At 45.2% G+C, this 24055-nt stretch carries 17 protein-coding genes and 3 tRNA genes; 5 read left to right on the top strand and 15 right to left on the bottom strand.

Annotated features, from left to right (window positions below; all coding sequences use genetic code 11):
* Positions 1-118 precede the first annotated feature (118 nt).
* The 9 genes from U0021_RS01955 to leuS form a co-directional block, all read right to left on the bottom strand.
* A tRNA-Asn gene (locus U0021_RS01955) sits at positions 119-194 on the bottom strand.
* Positions 195-197: 3 nt separating this feature from the next.
* Positions 198-273 (bottom strand) — tRNA-Lys (locus U0021_RS01950).
* Between the two features lie 20 nt (positions 274-293).
* Positions 294-369: transfer RNA gene (locus U0021_RS01945), tRNA-Lys, on the bottom strand.
* A gap of 184 nt (positions 370-553) precedes the next feature.
* Positions 554-925: an MliC family protein gene (locus tag U0021_RS01940; protein WP_114801241.1), complete on the bottom strand. Its 372-nt coding sequence runs from the start codon at positions 923-925 to the stop codon at positions 554-556.
* A 196-nt stretch (positions 926-1121) separates the two neighbouring features.
* On the bottom strand, positions 1122-3113 hold the full coding sequence (locus tag U0021_RS01935) for a MacB family efflux pump subunit (protein ID WP_327037535.1): 1992 nt from the start codon (positions 3111-3113) through the stop codon (positions 1122-1124).
* A 9-nt stretch (positions 3114-3122) separates the two neighbouring features.
* Entirely contained in the window at positions 3123-4448 is a 1326-nt protein-coding gene (locus tag U0021_RS01930; RefSeq protein ID WP_114801181.1) for an efflux RND transporter periplasmic adaptor subunit, read from the bottom strand.
* Positions 4449-4594: 146 nt separating this feature from the next.
* Positions 4595-5623 carry a DNA polymerase III subunit delta gene (holA, locus tag U0021_RS01925; protein ID WP_114801182.1) on the bottom strand — a complete coding sequence of 343 codons (1029 nt, stop codon included), beginning with the start codon at positions 5621-5623 and terminating at the stop codon, positions 4595-4597.
* A gap of 2 nt (positions 5624-5625) precedes the next feature.
* A complete protein-coding gene (locus U0021_RS01920; protein WP_049235679.1) occupies positions 5626-6132 on the bottom strand; it encodes an LPS-assembly lipoprotein LptE in 507 nt (168 codons plus the stop codon).
* The gene (leuS, locus tag U0021_RS01915) at positions 6132-8768 is read right to left on the bottom strand and encodes a leucine--tRNA ligase (RefSeq protein WP_114801183.1); all 2637 of its coding nucleotides are present in this window, start codon (positions 8766-8768) and stop codon (positions 6132-6134) included. The genes U0021_RS01920 and leuS overlap by 1 nt, the downstream gene beginning before the upstream one ends.
* A 121-nt stretch (positions 8769-8889) precedes the next feature.
* Here leuS and U0021_RS01910 point away from each other — a divergent pair, with 121 nt between their 5' ends.
* The 3 genes from U0021_RS01910 to U0021_RS01900 are packed head-to-tail and all read left to right on the top strand — an operon-like array spanning position 8890 to position 12137.
* The gene (locus U0021_RS01910) at positions 8890-9243 is read left to right on the top strand and encodes an ArsC/Spx/MgsR family protein (RefSeq protein WP_114801184.1); all 354 of its coding nucleotides are present in this window, start codon (positions 8890-8892) and stop codon (positions 9241-9243) included.
* A gap of 17 nt (positions 9244-9260) precedes the next feature.
* The gene (locus tag U0021_RS01905; protein ID WP_327037534.1) at positions 9261-10721 is read left to right on the top strand and encodes an McrB family protein; all 1461 of its coding nucleotides are present in this window, start codon (positions 9261-9263) and stop codon (positions 10719-10721) included.
* 39 nt (positions 10722-10760) lie between these two features.
* Positions 10761-12137 (top strand): 5-methylcytosine restriction system specificity protein McrC, encoded by a 1377-nt coding sequence (locus tag U0021_RS01900; protein WP_114801224.1) that lies wholly within the window; start codon positions 10761-10763, stop codon positions 12135-12137.
* Positions 12138-12166: 29 nt separating this feature from the next.
* On the opposite strand, the gene tgt is transcribed toward U0021_RS01900, so the two are convergent.
* On the bottom strand, positions 12167-13324 hold the full coding sequence (gene tgt / locus U0021_RS01895; protein WP_064611994.1) for a tRNA guanosine(34) transglycosylase Tgt: 1158 nt from the start codon (positions 13322-13324) through the stop codon (positions 12167-12169).
* Positions 13325-13434: 110 nt separating this feature from the next.
* Positions 13435-14517 carry a tRNA preQ1(34) S-adenosylmethionine ribosyltransferase-isomerase QueA gene (queA, locus tag U0021_RS01890; RefSeq protein WP_327037533.1) on the bottom strand — a complete coding sequence of 361 codons (1083 nt, stop codon included), beginning with the start codon at positions 14515-14517 and terminating at the stop codon, positions 13435-13437.
* Positions 14518-14720: 203 nt separating this feature from the next.
* On the opposite strand from queA, the gene U0021_RS01885 reads away from it, so the two are divergent.
* The gene (locus U0021_RS01885; RefSeq protein ID WP_114800109.1) at positions 14721-15929 is read left to right on the top strand and encodes an Mrp/NBP35 family ATP-binding protein; all 1209 of its coding nucleotides are present in this window, start codon (positions 14721-14723) and stop codon (positions 15927-15929) included.
* Between the two features lie 84 nt (positions 15930-16013).
* Here U0021_RS01885 and U0021_RS01880 read toward each other — a convergent pair whose 3' ends face one another.
* The 3 genes from U0021_RS01880 to U0021_RS01870 form a co-directional block, all read right to left on the bottom strand.
* Complete coding sequence (locus U0021_RS01880; RefSeq protein WP_049235686.1) at positions 16014-16472, bottom strand: hypothetical protein; 459 nt, start codon at positions 16470-16472, stop codon at positions 16014-16016.
* Between the two features lie 191 nt (positions 16473-16663).
* Positions 16664-18436, bottom strand: a complete 1773-nt coding sequence (locus U0021_RS01875) for a sodium:solute symporter family protein (protein ID WP_114800108.1) — start codon at positions 18434-18436, stop codon at positions 16664-16666.
* Between the two features lie 3 nt (positions 18437-18439).
* Positions 18440-18712: a DUF4212 domain-containing protein gene (locus U0021_RS01870; protein WP_049235688.1), complete on the bottom strand. Its 273-nt coding sequence runs from the start codon at positions 18710-18712 to the stop codon at positions 18440-18442.
* 510 nt (positions 18713-19222) lie between these two features.
* Between U0021_RS01870 and U0021_RS01865 the strand changes: the two genes are divergently transcribed.
* A complete protein-coding gene (locus tag U0021_RS01865; protein ID WP_227538675.1) occupies positions 19223-22105 on the top strand; it encodes a TonB-dependent hemoglobin/transferrin/lactoferrin family receptor in 2883 nt (960 codons plus the stop codon).
* A gap of 155 nt (positions 22106-22260) precedes the next feature.
* Here U0021_RS01865 and U0021_RS01860 read toward each other — a convergent pair whose 3' ends face one another.
* Complete coding sequence (locus U0021_RS01860) at positions 22261-23838, bottom strand: carbon starvation CstA family protein (protein ID WP_114800106.1); 1578 nt, start codon at positions 23836-23838, stop codon at positions 22261-22263.
* Between the last annotated feature and the right edge of the window lie 217 nt (positions 23839-24055).

Genomic DNA, 24055 nt, shown 5'->3' with positions numbered 1-24055 from the left:
AATAAAAATCACCCTAAGATCATCTTGGGGTGATTTTATTCAAATGCATGAATCAATCAGGCAAACAACAAAAAGCCCTTATTGATTTGACATCAAATCAATAAGGGCTTTTAAAATATGGCTCCCCAACCTGGGCTCGAACCAGGGACACACGGATTAACAGTCCGATGCTCTACCGACTGAGCTATTGGGGATGATGGTGGGTCGTGCAGGATTCGAACCTGCGACCAATTGATTAAAAGTCAACTGCTCTACCAACTGAGCTAACGACCCTTAGCGAGTACTAGAATCAATGGTGGGTCGTGCAGGATTCGAACCTGCGACCAATTGATTAAAAGTCAACTGCTCTACCAACTGAGCTAACGACCCATTGATCTAGTCGGATACGGTATTCCATATCGCTAACGTGGTGCATATTATACGCAAAAATTTTTTGATTGCAAGTGTTTATTTTCAAAAAATGTCAAAAAAATGAAAATTTGACTAAAATCTCAATTTTTGCCTTGAGTGCTAAAAAAATCCCAAGCACAAGCTTGGGAGGGTGGTCAGCCGACTAAATTGCTTCACACGAGACACCGATGGATGCGCCCGTAGCGTCGGTGAATGTAAAGTAAGCAGTGGTTGCTTTTTGGTGCCATTCGCCGCCGTGACCAAAGAAACCTTCGGTGTTCACATAGCGCTCGCCTGAAGCAGATGGCGTGTGATTGAGAATGGCGGTCGCATTTTGGTGACCGATGATGGTCAGCTGTCTTCTGCTTGTGCCTGCTGGGCTGACTGCGACACTGATGCCATTTTCGCACTCAAATCGCTGAGTTTCAGTAGGTTTGGTGTTGGGTGTGGTGGGTGCGGATGTTTTGGTGTCGGTAGCTTGGCAGCCAGCCAGTACAGCCGCTGCACAAATACTGGCAATCAGTGAGTTTTTCATAATAACCTCCTTGGAAAAACGATCATATAAGCATTCATCACGATGCCTGATTTGAGTGTTTTAGTATAGCATAGCATTGTTAGTATCGCTATGGCGCCTTAGGTGATGAGTCTGGCGTGAGCCAAAACGACTATTTAAAGATATTAAGTTAAAGATATTAAGTTAAAGATATTAAGCAAACGACTATTTTTAGATATTAAGTATGGCGATTTAGAGCATCGACAGGATTTAGGCGTGCTGCATTTCGCGCGGGTAAAAACCCAAAAATCACCCCAATCATCATCGAGCAGGCTAAGGCGGCAGCGATTGATAAAGGCGAATAGATGACCTGAAAATTCTCGCCGCCAAAGCGATTGATCACGCTACCGATGGCATAGGCTAAGCCCACGCCAAGTAAGCCGCCAAGAATGCACACCAAGACAGCCTCGATCAAAAACTGCTGTAAAATATCACTTTGGCGTGCGCCGACTGCCATTCTTACGCCAATTTCGCTCGTGCGCTCTGTGACTGATACGAGCATGATATTCATCACACCGATGCCGCCGACGACCAAGGAAATGATGGCAATTGATGAGATGAGTAAGGTCATCGTGCTGGTCGTGGACTCGACCGTTTGGCGGATTGAGTCGGTATTCATGATGCTAAAATCATCTGTGCCATGCCGCGCTTCGATGAGGTCGCTGATGGCGGTTTCTGCGACAGTCGAGGGCGTGTCTTCATCGATGAGTACCACAAACCGATCAATGTAGCTTGTGCCCAATATCCGATGCATGACGGTGGTATGGGGCATGTACAGCTGAGGGGTATTGGTTTGGCGACCAAAGCTTGTGTTCTTTTTGGATAAAACACCAATGACTTGACCGGGCACATTACCCACTAAGATGACTTCACCAATGGGATTGCCTTCGCCATTAAAAAACGCTTGATAGGCGTTGTGATCCAAAATGATGTCTTGGGTGAGATTTTGGACATGGTGATCATCAAAACCTTGTCCAAGCATCAGTTTTTCACCTGTGACTTCAAGATAATTTTGACCGACGCCATTGACGCTTGCATTGGTTTCGATGTCTTTATATCGAGCGATGACCGAGCTGTCAACCTGAGGGCTGACACTTTTGGCGTAGGGCTGCGCAGCGACAGCATCTGCATCGGCGGTGGTGAGATTATCATACCCAAAACGCCGCCTTGGATCCCCAAATGGGTAGCCGTCATTGACTGTGATGGTATTTGTACCCAGTTGATTGATATCAGCTAGGATTTTTTGCTGTGATCCTTGACCTAACCCAACGATCGAGACGACAGAGGCGATGCCAATGATGATCCCAAGCATGGTCAATAAGGTGCGCATTTTATGGGCTTTTAATGCGTATATGGACATTTTGAACGCTTCTTTTAGGCGATCAAAAACGCCTAATAATGCACCAGAAGTTTGGGTGTGCTCAGAGGCGCTGCTATGTAAGGCTCGTTGGCGGTCGGCATTGGATGTGTAGTGATCATCGATCACTTGACCATCTTTAAGTTCGATGACGCGGTCGGCTTGCTGGGCTAAGCTTGGGTCGTGCGTCACCATGATGATGGTGTGACCTGCTTCTTTGAGCCTGTGTAAGATGGTCATCACATCGATGCCTGAGGCGCTGTCTAGCGCGCCTGTCGGCTCATCAGCTAAGATGATATCACCGCCATTCATGAGCGCTCGAGCGATTGACACGCGCTGCTGCTGACCGCCTGACAGCTGGCTGGGTCGATGATGCGCTTTATCGCCCAAGCCCAAAGCGGTCAGCAGCTCTAAGGCTCGCTGCCGACGCTTGGCGGTCTCCATGCCAGCATAGATAGCAGGCACGGTGACATTATCTTGAGCGCTGATATCGCCAAGCAGGTGATAGCGCTGAAAAATAAAGCCAAAGTGTTCGCGGCGTAATTTGGCAAGCGCTTCAGAATCTAAATCGTTTACCGAGCGACCATAAATAAAATATTCGCCCCCACTTGCTTGATCTAGGCAGCCTAAAATATTCATCAAAGTGGACTTGCCTGAGCCAGATTGTCCAATGATAGCCACCATCTCACCTTGATAAAGCCTCAAGGTGATACCATGCAAAATGCGTATCGAGGTTTCCCCTGCCAAAAAATCACGAACAAGATCCCTGATTTCAATCAGCGGTGTCTTGGGCGGTGGTGCCTGTATTATCATCGGTTATCCTTATCGCATCATCGATCTGCCAGAGTTTCTGGGTCTGCCTGAGCTTGGTTCGCCTGACGCTTCGCCGATGACGATGACATCGCCTTCACTAAGCCCTGATATTACTTGAGCATTTACGCGATTATTCATGCCGATGACTACTTCGACTGGTGTAGCAAAGCCATCTTGATCAATGATACGCACGGTGGTTTTGCCGTCGCTCTCTTCGATGGCGGCGGCGGGGATGACGAGGACATTTTTTGCTTGGTCAATGATGATATTGACTTGGGCGGTCATGTCAATGCGAAATTTGCCTTCGGCATTATCCACATCCAAATAGCCAATATAATATACCGCGCCATCAGTGCTGCTTGAGCTACTCATCGTTTCTGGGGCGGGCTCAATACCTGCCAAAATGGCATCGTACTGCTGATTGGGATTGCCGATGATATTAAATCGTGCTGGCATTTGGGGATGGATATTGACCACATCAGCTTCAGAGATTTGGGCATTGATACGCACGCGGCTTAGGTCAGCAAGCGTCACTATGGTAGGGGCTGACTGATTGGCATTGACTGTGGTGCCTTGTTTTTGGCTCACCGAGACCACAGTACCATCCATTGGGGCGCGAATGGTGGTGTAGCTTAGATCTTCTTCTGCGGTTGCGACATCATTTCGTGCTTTGGTGATGGCGGCTTCTTGACTATGGATGGCAAGCTTTGCATTAGTGACTGCGGTGAGTGCGTTTTGATAATTGGCTTGGGCGGTGGCAAGCGCGCCTTGGGCTGCCAAGACTTTGGCGTGAGCTTCATCATATTCTTCACGGCTTACAGCGTCTATGTCAATGAGATTTTGCAGCCGCTCAAAACTTTGTTTGGCACGATTTAATTCAGCTTGCTTGGTATCAACATTAGCTTGAGCGCTCACGACTTCACCTTGGCGACTGCGTAAATCTCCATGAGCTTGGTTTAGGCTTGCTGTGGCTTGACCAAGGGTCGCTTCGGCATTAGACAGGACATTTTTTTGCTCAACTTGGCTGATCTGTGCGATGATGTCGCCTTGTTTGACAAAATCTCCGACATCCACATGCAGTCGCACAATCTCTCCTGACACCTGAGCGCCAACCTCAACCGTTTGGATGGCTTTGATTTTGCCAGAAGCCATCACAGTATTTTCAATATCACCCAAGCGGACTTCAGTGGTGAGATATTCAGGTGGAGTGGGTGCTGGATTGAGTTTTTGATAAATAAAAACAATCAAAAGCACTGTCAGCACCGCGATCACCAGCCATTTGATGGGCGAGCGTAATTGAAAAGATCTTTTTGAAGAAGGTATGAACGATGACATGTGTAAATCCAACAAAAACCAGCAAAAGCGCTTTGAATTTTATCCAAACATAAAGCTATGATAACAAGATTTTGTTTATAAAAAATCAAATAATGTTGTTATTTGTATGCCTGCTAAGGCGTTGGTGGATTTTGGGTGTGATTTGATCACCAAACAGTCATCACACCGACACCACAAATTGATAATACCAGCCTGCGAATCAATCGCCATGCGTTGTCTTGGTTTAATCCTTTGATGGTTTTATCAATGTCATAAACTTCGGTGAGCCAGTGAGAGATCATGTCGTCAGAGATTAAATTTGCAAGAGTTTGATAACTAAAGACTTTGTTACGCCAAATGCCAAGCTTTTGGGGGTCTTGACCATTTCTTAGGGCGGCGATGAGATGGATGTCTTTTGATATTGCCCATAAAATAATGCTGGGCGGGGTATCGGTTTGGTGAAGATAGTCAATGATTTTTAGGCATTGATTGGGCTGCCTTTGGATTAGCGCATCAGATAAATCAAAAACACTGAACACACCACCTTCAGATAGAAGCGTGCTAAGATCAGGAATATCGATCACCGCAGGCGGTGACTGGCTAGGCAGGGTATGAACATAGGACAGTCGCCACAGCGTCTGATAAGCGGTCAATAAATCGTGCTGAGTATGGCTCATGAGCATCTGCCATGCGTCAGCGGTGAGCGAAAGCCCAAACTCTTGGGCTTTGGCGGTTAAAAGGGCGCGCCGCTCAGATTCGTTTTGGATGGCGCCATGGACGATCAGTCCATGTTGGTCAAACAGCTTAAAGGCTTTGGTGTTTTGAGATTTTTTATCTTGTTTGGGTAAAAGCCAAATCAGGTGATGTGAACTGGCACCAGCTTTGGCGTCATTGGCAAAGTCTGCTAATTGGCTTAAGACGGCATCGTCAGGCTTATGCTTACCGCTGATGATAATGGCGCTAGATTCTTCAAAGAGCGAGAGTGAATCAAGTTCTTGGGTGGCTTCTTGCCAACTTTTGGGGGAAGTGAGGTCAATGCGCTTAATCACTTGATGATTGGCTTGCCAAATCGGGCGGCACGCATCAATGAGCCACTGAAGAATCAGCGGCTCATCAGAGTGTGCGAGCCATAAACCGCTCAGCGTCATGGCAGGATCTTTGAGGGATTCGGCAACCGCCAAAAAGCGCTTTTGCATGGCTAGGGCGTATGGGTCTGACTGCCAAGCGCATAGTACTGCTCAGCGATGCGATGCGCCAAGCTGTTTTGTAGCCATACCTTGACAATTTCGCCTTGCTGATCGCTGGTCGCTACACTGGCTTCATTATATTGATAGCTGCGCTCAGTTTGCACCACTTTGCGAATGGTTTGACCATTCATCTGATAGATGACATCAGCAGTCAGTACCAAGCGAATTTCGGATAACACGCCAAGCAGCTTATATTCACGATATCGCAAATTATTGACTTGAATCTGATGGGCGGCGCTGGCGTCACTCACCACACCAAGCTGAGCCAACTGCGTCTCAAGCTTGGGTTTGAGCGCATAACCAACAGCGCTACTTTCAGTCACGATATTAACATGGTCATAAGTCGGCGCCAGCTGCACGCCCGTATCGCTGACACCGCGTAGACCAAACCCGCAGGCAGTCAGTGACATTAAAGTCAATGCCATCACGCCTGCTTGCATCATGGATTTTATTTGCATCAAGCACCCGCCACAACAAAACTGATGAGTTTATTAGGTACGACGATCTCTTTTTTGATTTCGCCAGTCAGATATTTCGCCACGCCTTCAATATTCTTGGCTTCACGGATAAGCTCGGCCTGATCTGTACCAGTGGCAACTTCCATCTTACCGCGTACTTTACCATTAACCTGCACCACCATGGTGATGGTGTCGTTGATCAAAGCTGACTCATCCAAAGCTGGGAAAGCTTGGGTACGCGCATCAATGTTGAGCGCCTGCAATAAATACTCGCCAACATGTGGAGCATACAAAGACAACATCGTCAATAATGCAATGATGGCTTCATGGCGCACCGCGATGTCATTATGATCGATCGGCTTAAAGCTGGCAATTTCATTACAAAGCTCCATCAGGCTAGATACAGGCGTATTAAGCGCCAAATGCTCGCCTAGGCTGGTATCGATCTTAGAGATGGTCTCATGCGTTTTGCGGCGTAGGTTTTTGGCATCTTTTGACAGAGCGTCTTTATTAATTGTCAAATCAGTTGATTGACCATTTTCAATGGCTGACAAATGTTCGCCAACGGTGCGCCATACTTTTTTGACAAAATTATGCGGACCTTTGAGTGCGCTGTCTGACCATTCAAGCGTCTGATCGGCAGGCGCGGTGAACATCGTATAAAGACGAACCGTGTCCGCTCCGTATTGCTCAACGATATCCTGAGGATCGACGCCGTTATTTTTGGACTTACTCATTTTTTCGATTTTACCGATCACCACAGGCTTACCATCAGCTTTTAAGGTGGCGCCTTCGATTTCGGTGCCGTTCATGACAAAGTCAATCTCGTGCGGGAAATAGTAAGTGGTGCTGCCGTCGCTGTTTGAGCGATAATAAGTCCCTGCCAACACCATGCCTTGAGCCAACAGATTGGCAAAAGGCTCATCTTTACTTACCAAGCCTTCATCACGCATCACTTTGTGGAAAAATCTTGCATAAAGCAAATGCAGTACCGCATGTTCAACACCGCCCACATACTGATCGACAGGTAGCCACTTGTCGGCAGCGGCGCGCTCAATCATTTGGCTATCATCATGTGGTGACGCAAAACGCTGAGCGTACCAGCTTGATTCTACAAAGGTATCAAACGTGTCGGTTTCACGTTCGGCTGGCTGACCGCATTTTGGGCAAGTGGTGTGTAAAAATTCAGGCATATTTTTTAGGGGGTTGCCGCGCCCATCAGGGATGACATCGGTTGGTAGCACTACAGGCAAATCGGCTTCATCCACAGGCACCGTGCCGCAGTATTCGCAGTTTACCATTGGAATTGGGCAGCCCCAATAGCGCTGACGACTCACGCCCCAGTCGCGCAGACGATACTGGGTGGTGGCTTGACCTAGGCCTTTTTCGGTGATGATTTCGTTGACTTTGGCGACCGCGTCATCATAAGATAAGCCGTCCAAAATGCCTGAATTGATACAAAATCCTGTCTTGTCGCTGTACCAATCTTGCCACTGGCTAGTACTGTAGTCGCTTGGTTTATCTTTAAAATCAATGACTTGTGGGATGGGCAGATTGTATTTATTGGCAAATTCAAAATCACGCTCATCATGCGCAGGCACCGCCATGACAGCGCCAGAGCCATAGCTCATCAAGACATAGTTTGCTACCCATACTGGCACATCGGCACCTGTGATGGGGTGTTTGGCGGTCAAGCCTGTGTCGATACCAACTTTTTCGGCTTTGGCGATGTCGGCTTCGGCGACCGAGCCTTGCTTGCATTCTGCGCAGAATGCAGCGATGGCAGGGTTGTGTTTGGCGGCGTGCTGAGCAAGCGGATGTTCGGCTGCCACCGCCAAGTAACTGACGCCCATAATGGTATCAGGGCGCGTGGTAAAGACACGCAAGACATCATCACAGCCATCGATCGAATAAGCAAAATCCAGCTCCATGCCTTGGCTTCGACCAATCCAATTTTGCTGCATAGAAAGTACTTGCTTTGGCCAATGACCTTCCAAGGTCTTTAGGTCATCCAATAGCTCATCGGCATAATCGGTGATCTTAAAGTAGTACATCGGGATGTCGCGTTTTTCGACGATGGCACCCGAGCGCCAACCACGACCATCGACCACTTGCTCATTGGCAAGAACGGTATTGTCCACAGGATCCCAGTTGACGGTGGCAAGTTTTTTATAGACCAAGCCTTTTTTATAAAGCTGCAAAAACAGCCACTGCTCCCAGCGGTAATATTCAGGTGTACAAGTGGCAAATTCACGCGACCAGTCAATCGAAAGCCCCAATGCTTTGAGCTGCTCACGCATACTGGCGATATTCTCAAAGGTCCATTTGGCAGGCGCAACTTCATTGGCGATGGCGGCATTTTCGGCAGGCAAGCCAAAAGCATCCCAGCCCATCGGCTGCATCACATCATAGCCTTTTTGGCGATAATATCTGCTAAGCACATCGGTGATGGCGTAGTTGCGTACGTGTCCCATGTGCAGCTTGCCGCTTGGGTAGGGGAACATCGAGAGCATGTAGCGAGTGGGCTTGTCGGTTTTCTCGTTATTGGTGTGGTAGCGTTTGTCGCTTTCCCATTGGGCTTGTAATTGTTTTTCGATGGCGGAAAAATTGTAATCTTCTAAAGAAATTTGGCTCATGTTGCTATCCAAAAAAAAGTGGAAAGTTAAGAAATAAACTTAGCTATTATACCCAAATTCGCTGATACTTTGCTATACTTTGATCACTTTAAATAAAAAACTTCATCAAGGAGATAGGCTCATGACAATCACCGTTTATGGCATCAAAAATTGTAATACGATGAAAAAGGCTTTTGATAAATTAAACGCACTTGGCAAAGCGTATGAATTTTTTGATTATAAAAAACAGCTGCTGACTTTGGATGAATTTGGCGAGTTTGTGACACTCTTTGGCGATAAAGTCATCAATAAGCAAGGACTAACCTACCGAAAACTTGATGATGACGCCAAAGCGGTGCTTGGCAGTGGCGATGTGTCAGCGATGTATGAGATCGTCAAAACCAATCAAAGCATGATCAAGCGCCCAATCATCTTAGGTGGTGCCAAGCCAGTGATTGGATTTGATGATGTAGAATATGAGCAGGTGTTTGGCTAATTTTAAAGGAATGGTTTGTGCAAAAAATAAGAACTTTACTTGATGAAATCATCAGAAGTGATGAGTACGATATTTATAGCGAAGATAGTTGGCAAGCAAGATTTGAAGACCATATTGGTTCATTTATTCTGTATGCAAAAAGTGGGGTTGATTGGGCGCAATGGGAGCCAAAGATTTTTAACGAGTATTTTGAGCGGAGTCATGGTCAATGTATCGCTTCTGTTGCACAAAAGTACTTTGATTCTAGTGAACAAAAAGAAATTAAGGATAACTGGCAAGACATTGCACCCATTTTAAAACAAATTGCATCTAACCAAGATGAATTTACAGGGAGTTTGTATAAGCAGCTAGACGATCTTTTAAGAACCTTTACAAAAGATCATAAAAGAGCGGCTACTTTAAGATTAATTGCAGGGATTCAGCCGCAAGTCATTAGCACCATTGTTGCCGAAAAAGATTTGAATAGATGTAAAGATCTTGCTAATCAATATCTTTCTAAAGAGCATCAAATAACTGGCAATAATCGCTTTGAAATCAGCCATCAAATTTTAAAATTGATCCAAAATATATATCCTGAGACTGATAAATATGAATTGGTTACCTTGCCTTGGTTGCTACTTCAAAAAATGGAAGCGTTAGAGATGGAGAATATGGGTGTAGAAGATACTCTTGAAAGTAAAATCATCAATGACCTAGGGTGGTTGCTAAAGTCCAAAAAGCAGATTATCTTGCAAGGTCCGCCAGGTACAGGTAAGACAAGGATTGCTAAAGCTTTGACAGTCAGCTTATTAGCTTTAGAAAATATGGATGGTTTGAAAAATTCTCCAAACTGCCAAATCATCCAATTTCATCCCAGTTATACTTATGAAGATTTTGTGCGCGGCATTGTCGCTGTGCCGCATGATAATGGCATTCAGTACCAAGCTCAAGATAAGATTTTGGCGAAGATGGCAGCGATGGCGGCAGCCAACCCAAGTCAAAATCATGTCCTAATCATTGATGAAATTAACCGCGCCAATTTGTCTGCCGTACTTGGCGAGCTGATTTATGCGCTTGAGTATCGCGGTGAGGCGGTCGAGTCGATGTATGAGGTCGATGGTAGCCGAACCATCATGCTGCCGCCAAATCTGTATGTGATTGGTACGATGAATACTGCTGATCGCAGCGTGGGTCATATTGATTATGCCATCCGCAGGCGATTTGCTTTTGTGGATGTCTTGCCGACCGATTTATCTGACGAACTTGGTGATGAGTTTGCCAAGGCTTGCTATGACTCAGTCCAAAAGATTTTTGATGAAGAGACTTCAGGGGATTTTGACAAACGCGATGTGCAGCTTGGACATGCTTACTTCATAACCGATAAGATGGATATTCAGACACGCCTAGATTATGAGATCAAGCCCATTTTATATGAATATCTCAAAGATGGTGTGCTAAAGCCATCCGCCAAACAAAAAATCGATGAGCTAACCGCTTAATGGCGCTGCCAATGAGTTTACAACTTAAAATACTTGGATATGATAAAAATTCGTCTAAGAGAACATGAGCTAGTAACAATTGGCTCAAAAATCGTATCTACCGACTATACGCTGCCGTCAGAGATTTACGAATCTTTGAGCGTGGCTAAGCCTAGGCGAATTTTTGCAAATGTCAGCCCATTTAGCCTGACTAAGGATGATGACAAGGGCGTTTATCACCTGCAAGCGGGTTATTATATCGGTGCAGATTGGCTTGTCGAAAATGGCGCCTTTGTCTATGTTGAGCCTAAGATCAATATTGGGCGCATCCACCACTTTGAAAAAGCGGTGGAGCAATTGGGTGATGCAGATCCGCCCACTCAAGATTTATCAAGCCAGGCGATGTTTTATGAAGTGGATATCATAAAAATGCTGACAAAGATCTGTGAAGAACCCGAAGCGGTCAAGCATATCGATTCGCTATTGTTCATTGATTGGCACAGTCCGCAGATAGAGCTTGAACAAAAATCAGACATTTTGACGCCATTTTTGATCGCGCAGTTTTTGGGCGTGCTCAAAAATATCGTCAAAAAAGGCTTAAAAAAATCCTATCATCAAACCCAAGAAAATCTGAGCGGTAAAATGAAAGGCAGGCTTTTGGTTGCTAGGCACATCCAAAATAATGTGATCAAAAATCATATGATCAAAAATTTGTGTGAATATCCTGCTTTTGACATCAATATTCCTGAAAATCAGTTTTTGAAGTATGTTTTAAGGTTTTGTGATCGCTACCTTGAGGGTATCGGCAGTGCGTCTGGCAGCCAAGACATGCGGCAATTATTGAATTTTTGCCGAGCGGCTTTTGAGCAGGTGAGCGACCAAATCAAGGTCAAGATTCCAAAACATCGTCGGCAAAATGCCTTTTTTAAAGATTATCAGCAAGCGATCGAATTGGGTGAATGTATTTTAAAGCGTTTTGGGTATCAGCCATCGGTCGATGAGGCACATCAAAAGACGCCGCCGTTTTGGATTGATATGCCCAAGTTATTTGAGCTGTATGTGTACACTAAGATGCTAAAAACTCATCAATCTACCAAGCTGATTTATCAGTTTGGCACGTATGGCAATGTCTTGGATTTTTTGATCGCTGATGGCGAGCATTCACTGATTATTGATGCTAAATATAAATTAAAATACCATCATAGCCTGATCCACCAAGACATTCGCCAAGTGTGTGGCTATGCGCGGCTAAATAAAGTGCGCCAAATAGCCAAAGTGTCAGACGATCAGCACATACGGTGTTTGATCATTTATCCTGTCATTGATTCATCAAAAAGTCAGCTTGATTTGAGTGATCAGACGCCAATTCATGGCTATTATAAAGTCTTTAAATTGGGCTTGGCTTTACCAATCACGCCTAAGGTTTTGCCTGCTTAGATGTGATTGGTAAATGTTAAAGTGATGGCTTAATCAGCGTTTTTATCAAAATCTGGCACCTGCATGCCCCAATTGGCATAAAACTGCGCCACAAATTCATCAAAGCGATTATTTTCAATGGCTTGGCGAATGTCAGCCATCAGGCGCTGATAGTAGCGCAGATTATGAATCGTTGCCAGTTGCGCAGAAAGCATCTCTTTACATTTATGCAAATGGTAAAGATAAGCACGGCTGAAATTTTGGCAAGTGTAGCAGTCGCAATGCTCATCAAGCGGTGCTGTGTCGGTGCGATACTGGCTGTTTTTGATGCGAATCACACCTTTATTGTCGCTGTTACCAGTGACAAAATAATGCCCATTTCTGGCGTTTCGAGTCGGCATCACGCAGTCAAACATATCCACACCGCGACGCACCGCTTCGACGATGTCGGCAGGCTTGCCCACGCCCATCAGATAGCGCGGCTTATCATGAGGCATGGCATTTGGCAGATAGTTGAGCACTTTGATCATTTCTTCTTTGGGTTCGCCGACCGACAGACCGCCAATGGCATAGCCATCAAACGGCATCTTAAGCAGCCCATCTAGCGACTGCATGCGCAAGTCTTGATACATACTGCCTTGGATGATGCCAAATAGGGCGTTTTTATTGCCTAGGCGCTGATGCTCATCGATGCAGCGCTGACCCCAGCGCAGTGACAGCTCGAGCGATTTTTTGGCGTCTTCATGCGTGGCAGGATAGGGTGTGCATTCATCAAACTGCATGACGATGTCAGAATTTAGATCGTTTTGAATTTGCATGGAAGTCTCAGGCGATAAAAATACTTTTGCGCCATCAACGGGTGAGCGAAAAGCCACACCTTCTTCGGTGATTTTGCGCATCGCACCCAGACTAAAGACCTGAAAGCCGCCTGAGTCGGTCAAGATGGGCTTATTCCACCCCATAAAGTCATGCAAGCCACCAAATTCACGAACCACTTCCATGCCAGGGCGCAGCCACAGATGGAAAGTATTTCCAAGAATAATGTCTGCGCCGATGCCCTCAATGTCGCGTGGCAGCATGCCTTTGACCGTGCCATAAGTGCCTACAGGCATAAAAGCGGGCGTCTGTACCTCGCCATGTGCCAAACTGACTGTGCCGCGGCGTGCGTGGTTGTTACCGCCATCGGTATTATGTAGGGTAAATTTCATAAGTCTCAAATCTGTCTTTATTGATCAAAACCGATTATTTTATCATAAAACTTACTTTGATAACATGGACTTGTCATGAATTTATTGGGCTTAGTGGTCAGTATATTTACCTATCTTGATGGTGTGTGTCGTTCAAGAAACATCGCATCACCATAGCTGAAGAATCGGTACTGATGTTCGATGGCATGATTGTAAGCATCTTTGATGGCTTGAGTGCCGGCAAATGCTGATACTAGCATGAGTAGCGTCGATTTGGGCAGGTGAAAATTGGTAATCAAACAGTCCACCACACCAAACTCATACGGTGGATAAATAAAAATTTGGGTATCGCCTGAAAACTCGACCAATTCACCCTCTACCCGATGTAGGTGCGCTGTCTCAAGCGTCCTTGTCACCGTCGTCCCCACGGCGACAATGCGACCGCCCGCTGCTTTTGTGGTGTTAATCAGCGCTGCGGTCGGGGCAGGCAGATGGGCGTACTCAGCATGCATGATGTGGTCGGCTAAGTTATCCACCTTAACCGGAGCAAAAGTGCCAGAACCGACATGCAAAGTCACAAAAGCAATTTGAACGCCTTTTTGTCTAAGCTGTGTGAGCAGCGCCTCATCAAAATGCAGGCTTGCTGTGGGCGCTGCGACACTGGCAGATTTGGCAGGATCATGGAATACAGTCTGATATCGTTCGTCGTCTTTTTCGTCAGCTTTGCGCTCAAAATAAGGCGGAATGGGCATTTGACCGTATTTATCCAGATCAGCCAAAATGGGCGACTCAAAGCTTAGAATAAATAAATTGTCTTGGCGACCCATCACGGTGGCGCGCATTTGATCATCGGCAATGCTCAGTACCTGACCTGCTTTTGGTGAACGGCTTGAGCGCACATGGCACAAGGCTTGATTGGCAGGTGCGCCAGCCTCATCGGGCAAAATACGCTCAACCAGCACCTCAACTGCACCGCCTGTTTGCTTTTGACCATGCAGGCGAGCTTTAATGACCTTGGTGTCATTGAGCACCAACAAATCACCAGGGTTCAATAACTCAATCAGATCGCCAAAATGCAGATCTTGGCAGGTGCGATCACTGACATGTAACAGGCGGGAGCTGGTACGATTTTCTAAAGGATAGCGCGCGATCAAAGATTCTGGCAGGTGATAATCATAGTCGCTGAGTAAAAGGGGCTGTGTTTGCTGTGTCATGGCTTAGGGGGTAATAATTAGTCAATGCGCATTTTAACAAACTTTGAGCATATTCTCTAGCGGCTGATTGAGCATAAGGACTGTCTGCGTGATGGCTGCTTGACTTTATGCCACACTATAACTGTGCTAAAATGCCCCAGTGATCAGATAATAATAGTTATCAAAAAGTGATTTAATTAATAAAGCCAGTATGGCGGTGACATATGTTTGAATTATTTAAAAAGAAAAAACCAACCTCCAGCGCCGTGCAAGCGGTCATTGATGACATGACGCTCTACGGACACCCTTTTACAAAATATATTGAAAAAATGAATCTGACGGATGGCAAGGTGCTGGATCTACAAATGCGCATTGCAGAATCTGATGATACCGCTGAGCTTGAGCGGCAGTATCACACACTTCAAAAGCGGCTATACCCACTGGGCGTCGAGGAGGTGAATATCAATGTGACTGTCACCTCAAAGGACACCTCAAAGGATAGCGGCTTGGATAATACCCATGACCACACCGCGCCGCCTAATCCGGTAAAAACCCATCACCCCACCAAAAATGCCGATACCATCCCCGTTCACCATGATGAGCCTGCACCTAGCAAGGCGGCAACTAAGCAGTCGCAGCTGAGCGCCCATCCGCGTATCAAGCATATCATCGCAGTGGCTTCGGGTAAGGGCGGCGTCGGTAAATCAACCACGGCAGTGAATTTGGCATTAGCACTTCAAAAGATGGGTAAGTGCGTCGGTATCTTAGATGCTGATATTTATGGACCGTCGATTCCGACCATGCTGGGCGTAGCCTCGGCAAAACCTGAAGTTGAAAATGATCAATTTATACCGATAGATGCCCATGGCTTAGCCGTACTTTCGATTGGTAATTTGATCGAAGCTGAAAATACACCGATTGCATGGCGGGGCATTAAGGCCACTGGCGCGCTGATGCAGCTGTATAATCAAACCAACTGGCCGCAGCTGGATTATTTGCTCATTGATATGCCGCCGGGTACGGGCGATATTCAGCTGACACTGGCACAGCGCATTCCTTTGACGGGCGCGGTTGTCGTCACGACGCCGCAGCATATTGCACTGCTGGATGCTAAAAAGGGCGTGGAGATGTTTCGTAAAACAGACATTGCCGTTTTGGGCATTATAGAAAATATGGCGCTGCACACTTGTTCAAATTGTGGTCATACCGAGGCGATTTTTGGCGTTGGCGGTGGTGATGAGATGGCAAAAGCCTATGGTGTGCCTTTGCTTGGACAATTACCACTCGATGCCGCTATCCGCGCGGCGATGGATAATGGTAACACAGATGAGCTGACTGGTGCTGATTTTTCTCGGCACTATGAGCATATCGCCAAGCTGCTTGACGAGCGCGCAGGACAATTTACCAAAAAGTCCAGTGAGCGGTTTTTTTAATCCAAATAATCCAAAGTATGAGCTTGGCGGCTATTAATACAATCAAAAAGATGCTTGTGATAAGCATCTTTTTGATTGGTGAAATTATGGGCAAAGGGCGTTAATGATGTTTTGATTGGTGGTGTCATCAAACGCCAAAGTGGGATTGGTACAATCAACAGAAATACCAAGCGGATGCGCTGCTGCACGGCGTTCAAAAAAATACAGTGTGCTGTGTTTGATGGCTGGATTATTGGCATCTGTCTGAGTATTACCCTTATCTAATACCACAAACTGAAAAACTTGGGGTTTTACGTACGACCACGGACGAAACCAGGTGGTTTTTTCTACTTTGGCGACGACAACGCTTTGGTCGGGCAGTTTGGCGATGGTATCATTCGCCCAAGTGTATTCGGTATATACCTGAAAGCCGATCATCCCCAATCCTGCAGCCGCAGGTACGATCCATTTTGGCGTGCGCTTATAAAACAAGCGAATAGGCATGACAAGACCTGCTAATAAAAAGCCGCTAAAGATGGTCGCCAAAATTTCCCAAAACATCATGATCGGTATATCCTTTATGCCTGTATAAAATATGTAATTTTATGTAGTAAAATATTATGAATAAGTATTATAGACAACTACGAATCAAAATGCCATAAAAATTATCATAATATGACAAAGATAGCCAGTACTTCTAACTCAATTAAAAAATCGCCCAGGACTCTGAGCGATTTTTTTTGTGGAGGGGTGGATTAGTGATCAATCGCGCCGCCTGCACCTTTTGGATAACGAACACTTTCAACCAAGTCTTGAACTTCTTTAGGTGGTGGATTACCCATTGACGATACAGCGATTGCAACAATGAAGTTAATCACAGCACCAATCGCACCAAATGATAGTGGAGAGATGCCCAAGATCCAGTTGGCTTCTACGTTTTCAAAGGTGTTTGTGCCTGGAATGAAGAACCAGCCCATGTATAAGAACACATAGATACATGTTGCGCTCAAACCTGCAATCATACCTGCGGTTGCACCTGTTGAATTGACGCGTTTTGAGAAGATACCCATCATCAATGCTGGGAATAAGCTTGATGCAGCGATACCGAAGGCTACAGCAACAACCTGTGCAGCAAATCCTGGCGGATTCATACCCAAATATGTCGCAACCACAATCGCAATCGTCATCGAGATACGCGCTGCCATGAGCTCACCTTTATCGGTGATGTCAGGTTTAATGGTTTTCTTGATAAGGTCATGCGAGATGGCTGATGAGATCGCCAACAACAGACCTGCGGCAGTAGATAGTGCAGCTGCCAAACCACCTGCTGCGATCAAACCGATGACCCAGCTTGGTAGATTTGCAATTTCAGGGTTAGCAAGTACCAAGATGCCATTGTTCACAGTCAGCTCATTACCTTGCCAACCTTTTTCGGTCGTGGCAGCTGCTGCGTATTCTTCGTTTTTGTCATTGTAGTACTGGATTAGACCATCGCCGTTTTTGTCTTCATATTTCAAAAGACCAGTGGTTTCCCAGTTCTTCATCCACTCTGGACGTGCTTCGTATGACAATGCTGGCTGATCAAGTCCTTGAGGATAAACCGTATTAATGATGTTTAGGCGTGCCATAGAACCCACTGCAGGTGCTGTGGTGTATAGCAAGGCAATAAAGATCAATGTCCAACCTGCCGAGATACGCGCGTCTGATACCTTAGGTACAGTAAAGAAGCGGATGATAACGTGTGGCAAGCCAGCAGTACCAATCATCAACGACATGGTCAATAAAAACATATTAAGTTTATTTGGTACATCAGCAGTGTACTGAGCGAAGCCAAGGTCGGTGACTAGCATATCAAGCTTTTGTAGAATTGGCATGCCTGTATTAACATCATTACCGAACATACCTAGCTGAGGGATCGGGTTACCAGTCAGGTTTAAAGAAATAAAGATGGCAGGAATGATATAAGCAATCATCAATACGCAGTACTGAGCAACCTGGGTGTAGGTAATACCTTTCATGCCACCAAGAACCGCATAGAAAAGAACCACAATCGCCGCGATGATCAGACCTGTGTTACTATCAACTTCTAAGAAGCGAGAAAAAGCAACGCCTGCACCAGTCATCTGACCAATAACATAAGTGGTACACGCCATGATCAAGCAGACAACCGCGACCAAGCGAGCAGCTTTACTATAGAAACGATCCCCAATAAAGTCAGGCACGGTAAATTTACCAAACTTACGCAAATACGGCGCAAGCAGCAAGGCTAACAGAACAAAACCGCCAGTCCAGCCCATCAAGTAGGCAGAAGCAGCATAGCCGCCCATGGCAAGCATACCTGCCATTGAGATGAATGATGCCGCACTCATCCAGTCAGCAGCAGTCGCCATTCCATTGACAACTGGGTGTACGCCACCACCTGCTACATAAAATTCTTTGGTGGAGCCTGCACGCGCCCAAATCGCAATACCGAAGTACAGCGCGAACGACAAACCAACAAAGATGATGTTAATCCAAAACTGACTCATGGGTTAGTCCTCCTTGACCCCAAAGCGTTCTTCTAGCTTGTTCATTTGCCATGAATAAAAGAAAATCAGAACAATAAAGAACAAAATTGAACCTTGTTGCCCAAACCAAAAGCCCAAGTCAGCACCGCCGAATTGGATGCCTGCAAGCATTGGTCTGAGCCAAATGGCAAAGCCATGTGAAACAAGTGCCCAAATAATTAAACAGATAGTAATGATTCGGACGTTGGCTGCCCAATATCCGCTGGTATCATGATGTTGATGTTCATGTTGTGACATAGATCACTCCTTATCAAAGGAGCAGGGTATGGCGTATCATCAATGTGACGTGTGAGCTAATCCCTGCTTACAATTTTCCTTTTTGTAACCTGATTTGGTGATGATAAAACTAGCCAATTGACAGTTTGCTAGACAAATCAGATGGTCATAGCATAGCACAACTTTCATCAATTGCAATATCTGTGTATAAATTTTTTACAAAAAGTTTCTACTGTGTGGCTAAGTTTATCTCAAATTTATCCTTGTAAAATCTTTAAATTTGTTAAGTGGTACAAGCAGTTCGCTAATTAATAAAAATAATTATCAAAATATAATGAATCTTATTTACATTAAAAAAGTAATTGATTATAATTCTGCAATTGTTACAGTTTTATCACTTTTGATCACTGTTATTTACAAATTGCTTACTCAAAACCCCCATCTTCAGGTTTAACGATGACACACTCTTTGATATTGCATAAAAAAACCAGCTCAAAAAAGTATCTTTTATCGATACTTGTGCCGCTTTTGATGGCTCAAACTTCACAAGCCTATGCTAATGAGGTAGCTGAAGAGGAGCTTTTAGAAGTTCAGCTACAAGCCGATACCGTGATCTCGACTGCCGCTGCCACTCGACCTGTAGGTCAAACGGTCGTCAGCGATGAGCAGATCTCTCGTAATATGGTCGCTGATAGCCGCGATCTGGTGAGATATGAGACGGGTGTTTCGGTCGTAGAAACAGGGCGATTTGGGTCAAGCGGCTATGCCATCCGCGGCGTCGATGAAAACCGCGTGGCGATTATGATTGATGGTCTGCGTCAAGCTGAGACTTTGGCATCTCAAGGGTTTAAAGAGCTGTTTGAGGGTTATGGGAATTTTAATAATACTAGAAATGGTGTGGAATTTGAACACATCAAAAAAGCAACCATCAAAAAGGGTGCAGACTCGGTAACCGCTGGCAGCGGTGCTCTGGGCGGTGCGGTGATTTTTGAAACCAAAGAAGCCAAGGATTATTTGAATGACAAAGATTGGCATGTGGGTCTAAAAACAGGCTATTCTAGTGTCGATGACCAAAAAATGGGCAGCGCAACTTTGGCAGGGCGTTTGGGTAATTTTGATGCGCTGCTGATCGCGACACACAGAGACAAAAACGAAACCAAAAATCACGGCTATGATGACTACGACGCCAGCGTGCAAGGCAGAACACGCGAAAAGCCTGATCCTTATGATATCACCCAAAAAAGCACGCTCTTAAAACTGGGCTATACTGCCAATGACAGTCATCGTTTTGGCATCAGTTTGGATGACACAAAACGCCGATCTCAAGGTCATGATTTTTCTTATACTTTAAAATATTCACCGCTGATAGACCATGAGGAGGTGGAGCTTCGCCATACGGATGATGAAACCAAGCGTAAGGCTGTGTCAGTATTTTATACCAACAGCTCGCCAACTCTTTTTTGGGATGAAGCTTCGGTGCGTTTGACAAAGCAAGACATCACCAACACAGCTCGCACGGATGATTATTGTGATGGCGGACATTGTCAGGCGGTAAGTAACCCTCTAGGACTTAAGCTCAAAGACGGTAAAGTGGTGGACAAAAATGGCAACCCATTGATGATGCGAGCTGGCGAAAATGGGAATGTTGAGCTTTTGGCGAATGGCGAGGTATATCAAGATTTTGACAGCAAGCGAGTGGATCAGTTTTGGTTTGATTGTGATTTATTTGATTGCAACAGTCCGATTGAGGCTTATGAAGCGCAGTATAATAAATTCATTGATACCATCAAGCTTGACTTAGATCGCAAACGCACCGATCCGAATACTGGCAAGGTTTACGCAACAACATCAAAATTTTCAAATAAAATCTTGATGCCATTCCCAGGCAGTCCAGGCTATTTGAGCAACTTATATTCTGAGCGTGAGTTGAATTCTGAAACAAAACAAATCAACCTTAACTTCAAAAAATGGGTGGGCGGCAGTGATTTATCACATGACATCCGCTATGGCGGACACTACGATACGACCGAAAAATCCATGATCAATCAAGCAGGCTCAAATGCTTGGTCATCTGAATGGTGGTCTGATAAAACGTTGGGCTGGGATTTGAGTGACAACCTACGCACATGCCAAAATTCTTCGTCATTCAATAGTCAGCTGTGCCCAACACAAAGCACATTTTCATTCTTGATTCCAGTTAAGACCAAAGACGGCTCTTTGTATGTCAATGACAGCATCTCTATGAGCGACCGGATAAAGCTGGATTTGGGATATCGTTATAATCGCATCAAATATCAGCCAAATTATGTGCCCGGTCAAACTGCCAAAATTCCAGATGATATGGTGAAGGGCTTGTTTGTTCCCTTGCCAGAAAATAATGTCGGTGAAATGCCTAAATATTGGGATTATGAGTCAGGGTTTAGTGATCCAAAATATTTGGCAGATCTGAAAGAATATCAAGCCAAAAAAGACGCTTATGAAACGGCAGTCAAAGCAAATCCTGATCAAAACATAGCCTATATTTCACAAAACAAAACCCATTCACAGCATTCATACGCGATCGCGCCTTCGTTTGATTTGACTGATCATCTGACTGTACAAGCCAAATATTCCAAAGGCTTTAGAATGCCGACGGCGGATGAGATGTATTTTACCTTCAGACATCCTGACATCACCATTAAGCCGAATGTGGATCTAAAACCTGAAATTGCCAAAACCAAAGAACTGGTCTTAACCGCGCATGGCAAATACGGCTTTATTTCAGGCAGTGTGTTTGAGACCAAGTACACAGATTTTATTGATTTTGTTTTTCAAGGCTTGGAAGATATTGAAAAAAACAGCGCCAGAAGATGGCCGATTTATCAAAGCATCAACCGCCAAAGCGCCAAAGCAGAAGGCGTGGAAATCAATGCGCTACTTCATGCAGGCGAGCTGATGCCTGCCATGAAAGGGGTAAGTTTTAGCTATAAGATGACACATCAAAAAGGGCGTGCTGATGGCGATATTCCGATGAATGCCATTCAGCCTGATACATCGGTGTTTGGGATTGGCTATGATGCGCAAAATGAAAAATTTGGCGCCAATTTATACATCACACGCGTGAGTGCCAAAAACGCTGAAGATACTTACAATCTGTTTTGGCGAGAAGAAGGGGCAAAAGACAGCACGCTCAGATGGAGAAGTGAAGGCTATACGACGGTTGATTTGACAGGGTATTATAAGCCTACCAAAAACATCACCTTGCAAGCAGGCGCGTATAATTTGACAGATGAAAAATACATGACTTGGGATTCGGCGCGCTCAATTCGACCATTTGGCACCAGTAATATGATTGATAAGCAAACCGATAAGGGCATCAATCGCTTCTTGGCGCCTGGGCGTAATTTCAAGGTGAGTTTGGAGTATGTGTTTTGATTAACTAAGCTATTCAACGGGTCAATTAACCAAAACCACCTAAGATAGCATCTTGGGTGGTTTAGGATTTTAATGATGCGTGTGATCGGCAGAAATCAGCTTGCACTAAAAAACCTTTGGTCTGCCAAAGGTTTTTTAAGTTATAAATCAAGTAACTAAGACGGACTGCCAAGCTGAATCTTAGGCTCAACCACCAGCGCATCAGGATCGCCAGCCACACGCTCACGCTTGACAAATAAGAAGAACGCCGCAGTGGTCACCGCAGTCAGACCGATGCCAATATACACAGACAGCTGATAATCCAGACCAAAGCCAATCTTATTATACGCTAAGAAAGTATAACACGCAGCCGTCATAAAGATGGCAGGAATAGTGCAAATCCAGTGCATCTTGCGATAGCGATACAGATAGCCTGCTGCTGTCCACAGCATGACGACGGCGACGGTTTGGTTTGCCCAGCTAAAGTAGCGCCATAGAATCTGAAAGTCCACTTTTGAGACGGCAAAGCCGATCACAAATAATGGAATGGCAATGAAAAGACGCTTCATCAAGGTGCGCTGTTCCATATTGAAAAATTCAGCGATGATCAAGCGCGCGGCACGAAATGCGGTATCACCTGAAGTGATGGGCAAGATCACCACTCCAAGTACCGCAAATACACCACCAATGGCGCCTAAGAAATAAATGGAGCTGTCATAAACCACCTTAGATGGCGAGCCTGCCGCAATGGCTTCTTGAAGTGATACCAAATCTGGATAAAATGACATGCCAACAGCACACCAAACCAATGCGATGATCCCTTCAGCAATCATAGCGCCATAAAAAATAAAGCGACCCTCAGATTCATTCATGGCACAGCGAGCCATCAGCGGTGTCTGTGTGGCATGGAAGCCAGACAGTGCGCCGCAAGTGATGGTTAAAAATAGTAAAGGCCAAATTGGCAAATCACCTTTGGGCTGTAAGTTTGACATGAATTTTTCGACCGACAATCCATCAATAGAGCCAAAGAAGCTGACAGAGCCTGAGCCCAGATGATTACTGACCAAGCCATACATCATGCCAAGTGACATAAATAGCAAAAGTCCGCCAAAAAATGGATAAACGCGTCCAATGATTTTGTCAATCGGTAATAAGGTGGCGATGATGTAATACCCAAAAATCACTGTCGTCCACGCAATCAAAATCCCTTCTTTGGTCATCCCAAAGGCAGTCGCAGCCGCTGCGGTGTCCGTACTGGCTACTTGGGCGCTACCGCTGCCAAAGACATCCAGTGTAATCGTACTAAGTAGCTGAGCGGGACTTGCAACAAACACCACGCCAACTAGTACAAGCAAAACCACCGCCAAGACATTAATAAATGCTTTGATCGGCGCACCAAGATATTTGCCTGTCAAATAGGGCATGGAAGCGCCGCCGTTACGCACAGACAGCATGCCGCACATATAATCATGTACCGCGCCTGCAAAAATACAGCCAAGTACAATCCAAAGCATTGCCACAGGACCATACAATGCGCCTAAAATAGGACCAAAAATAGGACCAGTGCCAGCGATATTTAACAGCTGAATCAACCAAATTTTGGTTTTTGACATGGGTACATAGTCCACGCCATCTGCCATTGTGTAGGCGGGGGTATTTTTGTTTGGGTTAATGACGAAAATTTTTTCGACAACTTTACCGTAAACAAAGTAGCCGACCAACAAAACGGCGACACAAAAAAAGAACCATAACATGAAAAATCATCCAAACTGACCAGTATAAACCGTCTATCATAAGCCTTTGGCGCTGATAGACTCCATAAGGTTTTGGTATAAAATAACGAAAATTGATTAAAATGTAAAGAATATTATCTGAGTTTGTCTATATCAATTATAGGTGTTTGATTATTAAGATAATTAAAATAAATAAAAATTCATTTTAATGCTGACACATTAAGATAAAATTACCCAA

Origin of the sequence: Moraxella canis (assembly GCF_034424565.1) — a bacterium.
Classification (GTDB): Bacteria; Pseudomonadota; Gammaproteobacteria; order Pseudomonadales; family Moraxellaceae; genus Moraxella; species Moraxella canis.
The sequence above is the reverse complement of the archived record's forward strand: the minus strand, read 5'-3'. Positions and strand labels throughout refer to the sequence as shown.

Coding starts and splice junctions, on each gene's coding strand:
- U0021_RS01940 (WP_114801241.1), bottom strand. CDS start 925: ATGAAAAACTCACTGATTGCCAGTATTTGTGCAGCGGCTGTACTGGCT.
- U0021_RS01935 (WP_327037535.1), bottom strand. CDS start 3,113: ATGATAATACAGGCACCACCGCCCAAGACACCGCTGATTGAAATCAGG.
- U0021_RS01930 (WP_114801181.1), bottom strand. CDS start 4,448: ATGTCATCGTTCATACCTTCTTCAAAAAGATCTTTTCAATTACGCTCG.
- holA (WP_114801182.1), bottom strand. CDS start 5,623: ATGCAAAAGCGCTTTTTGGCGGTTGCCGAATCCCTCAAAGATCCTGCC.
- U0021_RS01920 (WP_049235679.1), bottom strand. CDS start 6,132: ATGCAAATAAAATCCATGATGCAAGCAGGCGTGATGGCATTGACTTTA.
- leuS (WP_114801183.1), bottom strand. CDS start 8,768: ATGAGCCAAATTTCTTTAGAAGATTACAATTTTTCCGCCATCGAAAAA.
- U0021_RS01910 (WP_114801184.1), top strand. CDS start 8,890: ATGACAATCACCGTTTATGGCATCAAAAATTGTAATACGATGAAAAAG.
- U0021_RS01900 (WP_114801224.1), top strand. CDS start 10,761: ATGATAAAAATTCGTCTAAGAGAACATGAGCTAGTAACAATTGGCTCA.
- tgt (WP_064611994.1), bottom strand. CDS start 13,324: ATGAAATTTACCCTACATAATACCGATGGCGGTAACAACCACGCACGC.
- queA (WP_327037533.1), bottom strand. CDS start 14,517: ATGACACAGCAAACACAGCCCCTTTTACTCAGCGACTATGATTATCAC.
- U0021_RS01885 (WP_114800109.1), top strand. CDS start 14,721: ATGTTTGAATTATTTAAAAAGAAAAAACCAACCTCCAGCGCCGTGCAA.
- U0021_RS01880 (WP_049235686.1), bottom strand. CDS start 16,472: ATGATGTTTTGGGAAATTTTGGCGACCATCTTTAGCGGCTTTTTATTA.
- U0021_RS01875 (WP_114800108.1), bottom strand. CDS start 18,436: ATGAGTCAGTTTTGGATTAACATCATCTTTGTTGGTTTGTCGTTCGCG.
- U0021_RS01870 (WP_049235688.1), bottom strand. CDS start 18,712: ATGTCACAACATGAACATCAACATCATGATACCAGCGGATATTGGGCA.
- U0021_RS01865 (WP_227538675.1), top strand. CDS start 19,223: ATGGCTCAAACTTCACAAGCCTATGCTAATGAGGTAGCTGAAGAGGAG.
- U0021_RS01860 (WP_114800106.1), bottom strand. CDS start 23,838: ATGTTATGGTTCTTTTTTTGTGTCGCCGTTTTGTTGGTCGGCTACTTT.